Annotated in this window: 14 protein-coding genes and 1 pseudogene; 8 read left to right on the top strand and 7 right to left on the bottom strand. The window is 53.0% G+C overall.

The genetic code is table 11. The features are described 5' to 3' along the window. Positions 1-350 precede the first annotated feature (350 nt). The 5 genes from ACTF5M_RS10265 to ACTF5M_RS10245 all read left to right on the top strand — a co-directional run bounded on the left by ACTF5M_RS10265 (position 351) and on the right by ACTF5M_RS10245 (position 5,403). Entirely contained in the window at positions 351-689 is a 339-nt protein-coding gene (locus ACTF5M_RS10265; RefSeq protein ID WP_438960903.1) for a virulence factor, read from the top strand. Between the two features lie 29 nt (positions 690-718). After that, complete coding sequence (locus tag ACTF5M_RS10260) at positions 719-1,654, top strand: methylenetetrahydrofolate reductase (RefSeq protein ID WP_438960902.1); 936 nt, start codon at positions 719-721, stop codon at positions 1,652-1,654. A 2-nt stretch (positions 1,655-1,656) separates the two neighbouring features. Beyond that, positions 1,657-2,727, top strand: coding sequence for a methyltetrahydrofolate cobalamin methyltransferase (locus tag ACTF5M_RS10255; protein ID WP_438960901.1), 1,071 nt, complete (start codon positions 1,657-1,659; stop codon positions 2,725-2,727). Between the two features lie 47 nt (positions 2,728-2,774). Continuing rightward, positions 2,775-4,814 (top strand): ASKHA domain-containing protein, encoded by a 2,040-nt coding sequence (locus ACTF5M_RS10250; RefSeq protein WP_438960905.1) that lies wholly within the window; start codon positions 2,775-2,777, stop codon positions 4,812-4,814. 118 nt (positions 4,815-4,932) lie between these two features. Then, positions 4,933-5,403 (top strand): acyl-CoA thioesterase, encoded by a 471-nt coding sequence (locus tag ACTF5M_RS10245; RefSeq protein WP_438960900.1) that lies wholly within the window; start codon positions 4,933-4,935, stop codon positions 5,401-5,403. On the opposite strand, the gene pgi is transcribed toward ACTF5M_RS10245, so the two are convergent. The 6 genes from pgi to ACTF5M_RS10215 form a co-directional block, all read right to left on the bottom strand. Further along, positions 5,400-6,998, bottom strand: coding sequence for a glucose-6-phosphate isomerase (gene pgi / locus ACTF5M_RS10240; RefSeq protein ID WP_438960899.1), 1,599 nt, complete (start codon positions 6,996-6,998; stop codon positions 5,400-5,402). The two genes, ACTF5M_RS10245 and pgi, sit on opposite strands and share 4 nt — an antisense overlap. 15 nt (positions 6,999-7,013) lie before the next feature. Next, the gene (pgl, locus tag ACTF5M_RS10235; protein WP_438960898.1) at positions 7,014-7,691 is read right to left on the bottom strand and encodes a 6-phosphogluconolactonase; all 678 of its coding nucleotides are present in this window, start codon (positions 7,689-7,691) and stop codon (positions 7,014-7,016) included. Between the two features lie 3 nt (positions 7,692-7,694). Beyond that, positions 7,695-9,149: a glucose-6-phosphate dehydrogenase gene (gene zwf / locus ACTF5M_RS10230; RefSeq protein ID WP_438960897.1), complete on the bottom strand. Its 1,455-nt coding sequence runs from the start codon at positions 9,147-9,149 to the stop codon at positions 7,695-7,697. Between the two features lie 81 nt (positions 9,150-9,230). After that, on the bottom strand, positions 9,231-9,815 hold the full coding sequence (locus ACTF5M_RS10225; protein WP_438960904.1) for an HNH endonuclease: 585 nt from the start codon (positions 9,813-9,815) through the stop codon (positions 9,231-9,233). Positions 9,816-10,065: 250 nt separating this feature from the next. Continuing rightward, positions 10,066-10,644, bottom strand: a complete 579-nt coding sequence (locus tag ACTF5M_RS10220; RefSeq protein ID WP_438960896.1) for a YceI family protein — start codon at positions 10,642-10,644, stop codon at positions 10,066-10,068. Positions 10,645-10,796: 152 nt separating this feature from the next. Next, positions 10,797-11,336 carry a hypothetical protein gene (locus ACTF5M_RS10215; RefSeq protein WP_438960895.1) on the bottom strand — a complete coding sequence of 180 codons (540 nt, stop codon included), beginning with the start codon at positions 11,334-11,336 and terminating at the stop codon, positions 10,797-10,799. A gap of 242 nt (positions 11,337-11,578) precedes the next feature. On the opposite strand from ACTF5M_RS10215, the gene rpsF reads away from it, so the two are divergent. From rpsF to rplI, 3 genes are read left to right on the top strand one after another with little or no spacing between them, the layout of a single operon-like run. Next, a complete protein-coding gene (gene rpsF / locus ACTF5M_RS10210) occupies positions 11,579-11,935 on the top strand; it encodes a 30S ribosomal protein S6 (RefSeq protein WP_048597458.1) in 357 nt (118 codons plus the stop codon). A gap of 14 nt (positions 11,936-11,949) precedes the next feature. After that, a complete protein-coding gene (rpsR, locus tag ACTF5M_RS10205; RefSeq protein ID WP_036700444.1) occupies positions 11,950-12,177 on the top strand; it encodes a 30S ribosomal protein S18 in 228 nt (75 codons plus the stop codon). An 11-nt stretch (positions 12,178-12,188) separates the two neighbouring features. After that, positions 12,189-12,806, top strand: a complete 618-nt coding sequence (gene rplI, locus ACTF5M_RS10200; RefSeq protein ID WP_438960894.1) for a 50S ribosomal protein L9 — start codon at positions 12,189-12,191, stop codon at positions 12,804-12,806. A gap of 400 nt (positions 12,807-13,206) precedes the next feature. Here rplI and ACTF5M_RS10195 read toward each other — a convergent pair. Then, positions 13,207-13,777 (bottom strand): annotated as a pseudogene (locus ACTF5M_RS10195) (trigger factor); the annotation flags it as partial.

The following is a 13,777-nucleotide window of genomic DNA, read 5'->3' as shown; positions in this document are numbered from 1 at the left end:
AGATCAAGTGCTGCATATAGCGGCGCTTTGTCCGAGCCTTTTCTTCGAGGCGCGGGTCGTTCTACCAATTTCGGGACCGCGGCCGCACCAGAGGGACGCAGTGGCGTCATCATAAACGCCTTTCATATCAAGTTAGCCTTATCATAAACCCGCAACCCGCCCCGCGCAAGAATTGCCTGCATAAAGATGATGTATAATTCTCAACCGCTCTGCCCTCGTAGAGGTGCTGATGAGCGGATATGTAAATTGAATGAAAGTCGCATGGCGCGCACATCATGTCGAAAACAAGCGGCGTTTTTTGAGCGCGCTGCGCGACTGTCACGTAACAGCTTAACGGAAGGCGGAATCACATGGCCGAAGTCACAATTGTTTATTGGCGCGACATGCCTGCACAGGTTATCGCTGGTAAAGGCCGGCGCGGCACCAAATTGCCTTTGCCCGAACGGTTCGAGCAAGCCATTGACCGTGCTGCGATGAAATCTGGCGCGGCGGAAAGTGATGACTATTTGGCGGAATGGCACAAAGCGCCCCCCTACACCGTTGAAGGCGCTGATGCAGATATTGCAGAGGCCGAGGTTGCACGCATTGATGCGGAATATGACCAAGCCCGCCTCAAACAGCTTATCGATGCAGATGGCTGGGGACCGGACCATGACGCCGCCCAAAATACCGCGCAAGCGGCCCAGTAGATACAGCCCAGTTAGACGGAGACACCGCAATGGCCCTTTTGAACTTTGGACGCAAAGAAGCGTCGGCACCCGCCCCCGTCAATCTGGTTCTAGAAAATTTCCTGGAAGACTTCTCAATTGAAGTTATGCCGCGCACAGCCGAAAAAATCGAAGATTTTCGCGCTTTGCTGCCACAAAAAACGCGGGTCTACATCGCGCACATCGAAGGCACGCCCATCGAGGATATGGTCGCCACCGCGGCGCGTCTGAACCGCCAAGGTTTTGATGTCATGCCGCATTTCCCTGCGCGCATCATCAAAGATACGGCCACGCTCAAAGATTGGATCGCGCGCTACCAAGGTGAAGCCAATGTGAACCAAGCACTTTTGCTTGCAGGCGGGGTTACCACACCACACGGCGATTTTGAAAGCTCAATGCAGCTTCTCGAAACAGGTGCATTTGGCGAGGCTGGCTTTAAGCGCCTTCACGTCGCGGGCCACCCTGAGGGCAACAAGGATATTGACCCCGACGGCAGCATGAAGAACGTCACGCAAGCCCTTGAATGGAAGCAGAAGTTTTCTGCAAACTCTGACGCTGAGATGGCTCTAGCCACGCAGTTCTGCTTTGAAGCAAAGCCTGTGATCGCATGGGCAAATGATCTAGCTGAGGCTGGCATCAACATTCCGATCCACATTGGTGTGGCGGGCCCCGCAAAGCTTCAGACACTGATCAAATTCTCTATCGCCTGCGGTGTCGGCGCGTCTTTGCGCGTGCTCCAAAAGCGGGCCAAAGATGTAACTAAGCTGCTGCTGCCATTCGAGCCAACAGAATTTCTGACTGAACTGGCCGAACACAAAGCCGCAAACCCGAATTTCAACATCACACACGTCCACTTCTTCCCGCTGGGCGGCATCAAAACAAACGCAACATGGGTCACTGAAAACGGTGGCGCAGCTGGCACACCTGCCCTTAACGCACAGGACTAAGAATGACCCGCACAGTAATTGAATCAAAGACCAAGACAGCGATCATCGGGTTTGAGGAGCCGTTCTGCGTGATCGGTGAACGCATTAATCCAACGGGTCGTAAAAAGCTGGCTGAAGAATTGGAAGCGGGTGATTTCTCACGGGTTGAGGCCGACGCAATCGCGCAGGTTGCTGCAGGTGCAGATATCCTCGACATTAACTCTGGCGCCGTTTTCACCAACAAAATGGCCGAAGATTCCCGCTATGCGGACAACAACTTTGTCGAACCCCCTTTGATGCGCGAAATGGTTGAGCGCGTTCAGGCAATCGTTGATGTACCGCTTTGCATCGACAGCTCTGTTCCCGGTGCGCTTGAAAATGGTCTTGCTGCTGCTGAGGGTCGTCCATTGCTGAACTCGGTCACGGGTGAGGAAGAACGGCTGGAATTGGTCCTGCCGCTCGTCAAGAAATACAACGTGCCAGTGGTCGCTATTTCAAATGATGACACTGGTATCTCCGAGGACCCCGATGTCCGGTTTGCAGTCGCCAAGAAGATCGTCGAGCGTGCTGCTGATTTCGGCATCCCTGCTCATGACATTGTTGTTGACCCACTCGTGATGCCCGTTGGCGCGATGGGCACTGCTGGTTTGCAGGTTTTCACCCTCGTGCGGCGTTTACGCGATGAGCTTGGCGTCAACACAACTTGCGGCGCATCTAACGTAAGTTTTGGCCTTCCAAACCGCCACGGCATCAACAACGCGTTCCTGCCGATGGCAATGACTGCAGGCATGACCTCTGCAATCATGAACCCGATCGCCCTTCCAATTGGGCCCATCAAAATTGCAGAGCGCAAACAAAAGCTGCTCGAAGCAGGTGTGATCATCCCAGATGATATGGACGATGAAACCTTCGTTAAACTCATGGGCATGGGCAGCACTTTGGCGCGCCCCGGCAAGGAGATGGAGGCCATTCGCGCGGCAAACTTCTTGATGGATCATGACCCGTCTGGCGCTGCATGGATCAACTTTAATAAAGATCCAGATGCCGCCCCCGCTGGTGGGCGTTCAGGTGGACGCCGTCGCCGCCGCGGCTGAACTTAAGTTTCATTGACAGGGTTAATCACGACGACTTCGAGGAACACATAATGTCTGATCCACTCGTTATTTTCACGCCATCAGGTAAGCGCGGCACGTTTCCCGTGGGCACGCCGATCCTGACCGCCGCGCGTCAATTGGGAGTGGATCTCGACTCGGTCTGTGGTGGGCGTGGGATTTGCTCTAAATGTCAGATCACGCCTTCATTTGGTGATTTTCCCAAGCATGGCGTGACCGTCCAACAAGATGCACTTTCGGAATGGAAAAGCGTTGAACAGCGTTATCACGACAAACGCGGCTTGGCCGAGGGACGGCGTCTTGGCTGTCAGGCGACTGTTCAAGGCGACATTGTCATCGACGTGCCTGCGACTTCACAAGTGCACAAACAAGTTGTTCGTAAAGAGGCGTCGACTCGTCCCATTATTCTTGACCCTGCAACACGGCTCTATCTGGTCAGCGTCGATGAGCCGGATATGCATGAACCTACCGGTGATCTTGAAAGACTAAAGCGCGCCTTAGTAAAACAGTGGGATATCAGTGATGTAGAGGTCGGCCTTCAAGTTTTACATCAACTGCAAAAAAGTCTTCGCAAGGGCGAGTGGACTGTCACGGTCGCATTGCACCGCCCCGATCACGGCCCCCAGCGTGTGATTGATGTTTGGCCCGGGTTTTTCGCGGGCCCCCTTTACGGCCTTGCAATTGATCTTGGCTCCACCACCATCGCAGCACATCTATGTGACCTGACGACCGGCGATGTTCTTACCTCCGCGGGCCTGATGAACCCACAAATCCGCTTTGGCGAAGACCTGATGTCGCGGGTATCCTATGTGATGATGAACCCCGGCGGTGATGTTGAGATGACAAACGCCGTGCGTGCCGCAATCAACGAGTTGACGGAAACTCTTGCCACCCAAGGCGAGATTGACCCCAAACACATCGTCGAAACAGTTTTCGTATGTAATCCTGTGATGCACCACTTGCTCCTCGGCATTGATCCAGTTGAGCTTGGTCAAGCGCCTTTCGCCTTGGCCACATCAGAAGCGCTTGAATTGCCAGCATCCGATCTTGACCTGACCGCAATGCATCAATCGGCACGGGTTTTCATCTTGCCCTGCATCGCGGGCCACGTTGGCGCTGACGCAGCGGCGGTCGCGCTTTCGGAAGCGCCGGACCAGTCAGACGAGTTGACCTTGGTCGTAGATGTCGGAACAAACGCAGAAATCCTGCTTGGCAACAAAGAAAAGGTTCTCGCCTGTTCGTCGCCTACGGGTCCCGCTTTTGAAGGTGCACAAATCTCAAGCGGCCAGCGCGCAGCACCGGGCGCGATTGAGCGCATCGAGATAAACCCTGCTACAAAAGAGCCACGCTTCCGTGTCATCGGTTCTGATCTATGGTCAGACGATCCAGATTTTGCCAGCCAAACAGCCGCGACAGGCATCACGGGTATTTGCGGCTCTGGCATCATCGAAGCCGTTGCAGAAATGCGCATGGCGGGCCTTCTTGACCCTTCTGGCTTGATCGGTTCGGCGGAACAAACGGGCACGGACAGGTGTATCGTCGATGGTCGGACGCACAGCTATGTGTTGTACGACGGCAGCACCCATGACGGTCCCTTAATCACCGTAACTCAAGGTGATATTCGCGCTATCCAGCTCGCCAAATCGGCGCTATATGCAGGTGCCCGGCTTTTAATGGACCAAATGGGCGTTGAGACGGTTGACCGCATAACTCTTGCGGGCGCTTTTGGCGCCCATATTAGCCCCAAACACGCGATGGTGCTTGGTATGATCCCTGACGCCGCATTGGATAAAGTGACCTCTGCGGGCAACGCTGCAGGCCACGGTGCGCGCATTGCGCTTTGCAACCGTCAGTCCCGAATTGACATCAGCAAAACCGTCCGCGAGATCGAAAAAGTTGAAACTGCGATTGAGCCAAAATTCCAAGAGCATTTCGTAAACGCCAACGCCATTCCCCATAAAACGGACCCTTTCCCGACCCTGCGCAGAATTGCGGATTTACCTGATGTTAGCTTCAATCAAGGGTCTGGCGGCGGATCAGGGGGCAGAAGACGGCGCCGCTCGGCGTAGATGTCGATGCTCAAAGTCTACGCGGCCAAGAGGGCAAATACAGATGCGCGTTAACGGGCTGGAATAATATCAAGCGATCACGCATGGTAGCCGAACGTAAATAACCACTGGTGATCCTGTGACGTTTCCTTTCCTTACTCCGCTCAACACCACACAGCTACGCTCTGCAGGCATTCCTGAGCCTTGGGCCTTCGGGGTGGCGGATAAGGTACGCTTCGGAGAGTTAGATGCGCTCGGACACGTAAATAACGTGGCCTATATGAGTTGGTTTGAGGTCGTCCGAATTCATTATTTTCGCGACTATGGCTTATCAGATTACAAAAGCGCGGGCCGTCCCAGATTGGTACTGGCCAACGCCAATGTGACCTACAAAGCCGAAATGCACTTAGGGCAAGAATATATCGTAGCTGCACGGACCGCACAATTTGGAAACACCAGCTTCACAATGGGGTATGCGGTCTATGGCGACACGCTACACGCCACCGGAAGTGCCGTTATTGTTCAGCTTAATCAAGACGGTACAAAGCGCGCCCTATCTAAGGCCCTTAAAGAAAAGATGGCCCATCTAGACGGGGCAACACCCCGTTAGCCACGCAATGAGTGGACGTATTCAATAAGACCGCGGGTAGAGCTGTCTTTGTTATCAGCAGATTGATTACCTTCGACAACTGGCGTCAGACTGACAGCAAGCTCCTTACCAAGTTCGACACCCCATTGATCATAAGAGTTAATTCCTAAGATCACACCTTCGACAAAAACGCGGTGCTCATAAAGTGCGATCAGCTGTCCCAGAACAAACGGTGTGAGCTTAGGGTAGATCAGTGTCGTAGAAGGTTTGTTGCCCTCGAAAACTCGGTGCGCTGCTTGGCGTTCAAGTTCAGCGCCTTCAAAGCCTTTCGCTGCCATCAGCCCACGCGCAACATCCATTGAACGGCCTGCCATCAGCGCCTCGGATTGCGCCAAACAGTTCGCCAAAAGTAGCGTATGGTGCTCGGTCAGATGGTCTTCATGACCTTGGGCAGCTACAATAAATTCACACGGGACAACAGTGCGACCCTGATGGATCAATTGGTAGAAAGCATGTTGTCCGTTCGTGCCAGGCTCACCCCAAACAACAGGGCCAGTCACCGTTTCAACAGCGCTACCATCCATGGCAACTGACTTACCGTTACTCTCCATTTCAAGCTGTTGAAGGTAAGCTGGCAAGCGGCTTAGGCGCTGATCGTAGGGCAAAACGGCCCGTGTCGGAAAGGTCATACCTTGATGATGCCAAAGGCCAATAAGTGCCAACATGATAGGCATATTCTTGGCCAGGTCTGCGGTTTGGAAATGAACGTCCATGTCCTGCGCACCGCGCAAGAACTCTTCAAACGCATCAGGGCCAACAGCCAACATCAAAGACAGGCCAATCGGACCCCACATGGAATAACGCCCACCAACCCAATCCTCGAAACCGAAAACACGCTCGGAAGGAATGCCAAAAGCTGCGGTTTTTTCGGCTGCTGTCGACACGGCCACGAATTGTTCTGCAGGGTCACGAACAACTGTCTCCATCCATTTGCGGACAGTTGTCGCATTCGTCATTGTTTCGATGGTTGTGAACGTTTTTGACGCCACAATAACAAGTGTCGTTTCAGGCTTAAGAAGCGCAAGTTTGTCTGTAGCATCAGCACCATCTACATTTGAGATAAAGTGTGTCCGCGGGCCATTGTGATAAGGCGCAAGCGCAAGCGTTGCCATCGCGGGCCCAAGGTCAGAGCCCCCAATTCCTATGTTCACTACATCTGTGATAGCGCCGCCCTGCCCTTGAAAAATACCGGACCGGACATCATCGGCAAACTGTTGCATCCGCTTAAGCGTTGCTGTGATCTCGGGCATGACATCATTCCCGCCCACCTTAACAGGGCCGCCATCAAGATTGCGAAGGGCTGTATGGAGCACAGCACGCCCCTCGGTTTGGTTAATTTTTTCACCAGAAAACATGGCGTTACGGCGTGTAGGCACATCTTTTACCATATCGACAAGCATGTCCAAATCGGCGGCTTTCAGATGTGTTTTGGAATAGTCAAAAAGCAAATCGCCATGTTTGATCGAGAAGTCCTCAAACCGGCTATCTTGCTGGCACAGCTCAAGAATTGAGTTTGCGCGCGCCGCGTTGGCACGTTGTTTCAGATCATTCCACATGGGCATCAGTCTTTCTTAAGTAGCACCCGTCCAATGGACCGTTGCATCGTTCAAAACAAGATTAATCGGCGCGGCTTCAATCAGCTTGCCTGCAGCATTATCAAGTGCAGTGCGCTTTTCGGCGCCTTTGATGACAATATGCGTATGAAGGGCTGATTTTAGCACCGGCCCGCTCAATGAAACGCGCGGTTCGGTGGCACCACCACCGCGAATAGGCACGACCGGTGCAGCGTTGTCATTAAGTCCGGCATCAAGACCATCAGCATGTGGGAACAGGCTCGCGGTGTGCATATCTGCCCCCATCCCCAACAGCAGAACCGAGACTGGTAGAGATGCTCCAATCGTATCGTTCACTTGGGCAAGACCAACTTCTGGTGTCTCATCGCCAGTAAAAAACGGTATAAATTGTGCCGCGGACGCCTGTCCCACAAGAAGCCGCTCACGGAGCAGTTTTGTGTTGGAGCGGTCAGACGTCTCAGGCACCCACCGCTCGTCGCTGAGCATCACGCGGACACGCGACCAATCAAGTTTAACCCCGCACAGAATGTCAAAGACAGGCCCAGGCGTTGTACCGCCAGGCACGGCTAAAGTAGCGGTGTCGTGGGTCAGAAGAACCTCTTCCAGATCACCGGCGATCCGATCCGCCAGCGCCATCATCATCAATTCTTCATCCGCGTATTCGAGAAAATTCATGATCTACCCCTTAATATCGCGCCAGCGGCGACCATCACGGTGCATCAACATCAGCGCGTCTTCTGGCCCGTTTGAGCCGATATCATATGGTTTGGGCACATCGGAACGGGCCTGCCATTTTTCAATCAAAGGATCGGTCCAGCACCAAGCAGCCTCCACTTCATCACCGCGCATGAAAAGCGTTTGGTTGCCGCGGATCACGTCCATAATCAGCCGTTCGTAGGCGTCCGGTACATCATCAGCTTCTGGTCCAAGCGCGTCAGCGAACGTCATATCAAGAGGAACATCGACCAGCCTCATGCCCCCTGGGCCAGGCTCTTTGATCGTGACATCAAGGGTCATGCCCTCGTTGGGCTGCAATTGGATCGACAGCTCGTTATGGTGCTGCCCACCTTCGTCCCCGAAAATACTATGCGGCGGATCTTTGAAAACCACAGTAATCTCGGAAGACCGCGCCTTCATCCGTTTGCCAGTCCGAAGATAAAACGGCGTGCCAGCCCACCGCCAATTCGACAACTGCAACTTTAGGGCGATAAAGCTTTCAGTAAAACTTCTTTCATTTTCAACGTCTTGCCGATAGGAGTTCATGTCACCGTGGGCACTATATTGGCCCCGAACAATATGGTGCGTTTGTACATCATCAAGCGCACGTATGACTTTCAGCTTTTCATCGCGAACCGCATCAGGATCAAACTTTGACGGCGGCTCCATCGCGATTAGGCAAAGCAATTGCATCAAGTGGTTCTGCACCATATCGCGCATCGCACCGGACTTATCATAGTAGCCCCCGCGCCCACCAACGCCGACAGTTTCGGCAACAGTAATCTGAATGTGATCGATGTACTGGCTGTTCCAAAGCGGCTCAAACAAGATGTTGCCGAAACGAACAGCCATCAGGTTCTGAACTGTTTCTTTGCCCAGATAATGATCAATTCGGTAAATTTGGCTTTCATCAAAATGCTTGGCCAAATCATGGTTCAGCGCGCGCGCCGTCTCAAGATCACGACCAAATGGTTTTTCAACCACAATGCGAGAAGCCGCATCGGCCAGACCAAAACTTGTTAGCCGCTCTGCAATATCTGCGAAAAGACCGGGTCCTACGGAAAGATAGAACGCGCGAACCACACCACTGCGCATTTGCGCCGCAAGTTCTTTCCAACCACCGTCGCCACGCGCGTCGGTCGTCACGTAGTGCAGTTGTAACAAAAAGTCGGGAAGTTCAGGGCGTGATGAAAGATCATCCCCGCCAAATACCACAATCGCATCGCGGACAAGTGTCCGAAAGCCATCGCTATCCATTTCTGAGCGTGCAGCACCAATGATACGGGCGTCCGCGGGCATCTGTCCGGCACAAAAACGGCGGAAAAGACCCGGTAAAATCTTGCGGCGTGCAAGATCTCCTGTCCCGCCAAAAATTACCAAATCAAAATCATCTACTGGTATGACGCGGCTGACCATGGGCAAACTTCTCCTTTGAACGCTATGTTAGCGCTAAACTTGAGTCCCTGTTAAGATCAAATCCGAAGACTGTCCAGCGTCTCAGGCTTCCAGTTCGGCGTCCCAGTAGAGAAAATCCATCCAACTTTCATGCAAATGGTTCGGTGGAAACTTTCGCCCCATGTTCCGAAGTTGTTCGGATTCAGGTTGGCGCGGCGGTTTGCGAAGACTCATCCCCAACTGTTTGAGCGAGCGCGAACCCTTCCTCAGGTTACACGGGCTGCATGCCGCGACCACGTTCGTCCAACTTGTAATCCCGCCATCAGCGCGCGGCACCACGTGATCAAAAGTCAGATCCCCTTTTGAGCCGCAATACTGACACGTAAATTCATCGCGCAGAAACAGATTAAACCGTGTGAAGGCAACGCGCTTTTGCGGTTTCACATAATCTTTTAAAACCACCACAGAAGGGATTTTGATTTTTGTCGAGGGCGAACTGACATAGTCATCATATTCCGCGACAATATCAACCCGCTCAAGCCACGCGGCCTTAATGGCATCCTGCCACGGCCAGAGTGACAGCGGATAATAGCTAAGTGGGCGATAATCCGCGTTCAGCACTAGGGCCGGATTATGCCGTAAGTGATTGGGTTCCCGTACAAAACTTGTCCTGAACTCGGGTTCCATTGGGTCGTGACCTCCACCTAGCTTTTCCATCGCCCAAAACGGGCGAGTCCGAAACACATGCGGGTGCAAAGTCCCGTCCTACGCCGGACTATATATGGCGTTGGGCATCTGGCAAGCCCCAAGATAGACCCTGAATGTCGCAGGTCGTAATGGTCCCTCGTGAAACAAAAAAACCGCCCCGCGCGGATGTAAAACAAACGCGCAGAACGGTTTTGGGCGGACATCTGTCCGCCACTGTTTTCAGGCTGGATTATTCGGCTTTTTGCGCCTCGATTGAGATCTTCACCTCAACCGCATCGCTTACGGCTGGGGCAAAGTTGCCAACGCCAAAGTCAGAGCGCAACAATGTGGTTGTCGCATCGAAACCCAACCAAGGCTTGTTGGCAAACGGGTGCGCGGCAGCCTTGTTCAAAACTGCATCAAGCACAACGGACTTGGTCACGTCGTTCATGGTCAAATCGCCTCTGATCTTGGCTGTATCATCGCCCGTCACTTCGATCACAGTTGACGTAAAGGTTACCAGATCACCTTCTTTTGCGCCGAAAAAATCATCGCTCATAAAGTGGCCTTTACGGGCCTCCCAGCCAGTGAACATGCTCATGACGGGCATTGAAACAGTCACAGAACTGGACGCAGGCGCGTCTGCGTCAAACATGATCTCGCCTTCAAAGCCGGAGAACATGCCGAAATTCGTTGAAAACCCAAGGTGATCATAGCTGAACAGAATTTGGCTGTGGCTTGCATCAAGTGTATATTTTTCAGCGGCAGCAAACGCGCTTGTCGCAAGGCCAGCAGCCACAACAGACGAGGTAAGAAGAGTACGGAACATAAAATAGCATCCTTTGGCAAATGTTTCTCGTCACACCACACACGTTGCACAGGTGTTAATCAACTCGCGATCTATCAACATGTCGTGTTCGCAAAAGCACAATCACGTAAAAAGTAGCAGCAATTGTGCACATCAGTGCACATGGAGCGACACTAACCGATCACCGCGATCAGCCGATGATAAATAGCAAACACTTGACCCTGGGGCCCCGACACAAGGACCTCTGCCAAAGATGTATCTGTAGGCCGTGCTGCGATGCCTGCGCCCTGCTCTGTTCGGACCATTGCAATTTGATCAGCGCTCGTCAGTCGCATGGAGCGGATAATCTTGCCGGAGCCAATTTGACGCCGACGTAAAATCTTTGTGCGAAAATCAAATTCGGTCTGAGTTTGCCCCGTGCTGCGCGCGCCATACATCATCAAAGCACCCACCACGACGAAAAGCGCACAGACAGCCATCTGTACAGCCCAAAGCGCGCTCGGGATATCATGGCGGTTCATAGCAGCCATCAAAATGCCAGCACACAACAGCGCCATACCAACCACAGCGGTCGCAAGCTGTCCCAAGGCACGCGCATTCACCGCACCGCGCTCTGAGACAATGATGCCCCACTCGGTTTCGGTGACATCCAACAGCATATCGACGACGGCTGGACCATGGAAAAAATCTCGGGCTGGACTGCTGATACTCATCGATTTGCTCACCTCGTTATCCCGCCACACAAACCGCAAAGAACGGCAAAAAAGAGTCGCTTCAGGGGCCCCGCCAAGAAAAAGAAAAACTGTTGCGGTCTGCGGGCTTGCGCCATTTGTGTAAGGGCGCTAAACGGCAAGCCTGTCGTCCAACTCGATTGAACCGCGTAACCTCTCGTGGGTGGACGGGCGGCAGTTCATACCACCCTTTGAAGTGCGCCAGAAAATGAATGGAGCAACCCATGCCTTTGTATGAGCATGTGTTCATCGCGCGTCAGGACTTGTCCAACGCGCAAGCTGAATCCCTGATCGAACACTTCGGGACTGTCCTTGCAGACAACGGCGGCAAAGCTGTCGATTCAGAATACTGGGGCGTCAAAACGATGGCCTACAAAATCAACAAAAACCGCAAAGGCCACTATGCCTATTTGCGCTCCGACGCGCCTGCAACGGCCGTTCAGGAGATGGAACGCCTGATGCGTTTGCATGAAGATGTGATGCGTGTGCTGACCATCAAAGTCGATGAGCACGCAGAGCTGCCATCCGTACAAATGCAAAAACGCGAAGAACGTGGCGATCGCCGCGAGCGCCGCAGCTAAGAAAGGGCTAAACCATGGCAACTAAACCATTTTTCCGCCGTCGCAAAGTGTGCCCCTTCTCTGGTGAGAACGCACCCGCGATCGATTACAAAGACACACGTCTTCTGCAACGCTACATTTCTGAGCGTGGCAAAATCGTGCCGTCCCGCATCACCGCAGTCTCTGCCAAGAAACAACGCGAGTTGGCCCGTGCCATCAAACGCGCCCGTTTCCTCGCCCTGCTGCCATACGCTGTTAAGTAAGGAGAAAGCACATGCAAGTTATCCTTCTCGAACGCGTTGCGAAACTCGGCCAGATGGGCGACGTAGTTGACGTAAAGCCAGGTTACGCACGTAACTTTTTGCTGCCACAGGGCAAAGCGCTGACCGCTTCAAAGGGCAACATCGCTGGATTTGAAGCACAAAAAGCGCAACTCGAAGCACAGAACCTCGAAACCAAGAAAGAAGCCGATGCAATGGCTGAAAAGCTTGGCGGACAGCAGTTTGTTGTGATTCGCTCTGCATCAGACGCAGGCGCGCTTTACGGTTCCGTGACAACGCGCGACGCCGCAGAAGCTGCAACTGCCGAAGGCTTCACGCTTGATCGCAAACAAGTTGCATTGATTGCACCGATCAAGATTCTCGGTCTGCATGACGTTGCCGTGAAATTGCACCCAGAAGTTGAGTGCACAATCACAATGAACGTTGCACGCTCAACCGAAGAAGCTGAGCTTCAAGCCTCAGGCAAGTCGATCCAAGAATTGGCTGCAGAAGCAGAAGCTGAAGCTGAATTCGAGATTGCGGAACTGTTTGACGATATCGGCTCTGCTGCATCTGACGACGATGATTTTGATGCGGCGCCAGCTGCAGCAGATGACGCGGAAGACGCTTAAGCCTAGCCTTTCTCGCTAGATACCAAAAATTAAAAAGCCGCGCCCGATTGGACGCGGCTTTTTTCTTGACTGAAATAAGTACGGCACGAAGCGTTAGAATAAATACCGCACCATAATCGCCGCCAGCATCACAACGCCCGCGACAATCACGGCCGTATCCACCAGGCTGCCCAACCTTAAACCACGTTTTTTGTTATTCGACATACTCACAACCACATTACCTATTACGACTAACCCTTTGCGAGTGGCCCACTTAAGCGTCCCCGGTGTCAAGCGCGCGAAAGCGAACGTACAAATCGCAAAGCAACAGCAAAAAAGCAGGCACAAAAAAGCCGCACCTGATTGTTCAGCAACGGCCTAATTTCTTCAGTGCATACGCGCCCAGTGGGCGCTGCTCTAGTTACTCGTCTTCGAGTGCTTCTACAGCAGATTGAAGATCATCCTTGCTCACTTCTTTTTCAGACACTTTGGCTTGATCCGCGATGTGATCTACCACTTTGTCTTCAAAGAGAGGTGCGCGCAGTTGCTGTTGCATCTGCTGGTTTTGTTGAACGAATTCAAAGAATTGACGCTCTTGGCCAGGGTACTGACGCGCTTGGTTCATGATCGCTTGGGTCATTTCTGCATCGCTTACTTCAACAGCGGCCTTCTGACCGATTTCTGCAAGTAACAGACCGAGGCGAACGCGACGGCCGGCCAATGCGATATGCTCTTCTGTTGGCGTAATTTCTGGGTGGTCATGACCTTCCACCTCAGGGTTCTCTTCGTGCCACAGTTGGTGCGCGATTTGACCCGCTTCTGAATCAAGCAAGGAAGGTGGCAGATCGAAATCAACCTTTTTGTCCAACGCATCAAGCAAACCGCGCTTCATAACTGCACGTGCAGCACCTGCGTATTCTGCTTCAAGACGCTCGCCGATCTGACCTTTCAAGGCAGCAAGATCTTCTGCGCCAAAACCTTTGGCCATCTCA

This window comes from Nereida sp., assembly GCF_965655635.1.
Classification (GTDB): domain Bacteria; phylum Pseudomonadota; class Alphaproteobacteria; order Rhodobacterales; family Rhodobacteraceae; genus Nereida.
This window is presented reverse-complemented; position numbering and strand designations above follow the sequence as displayed.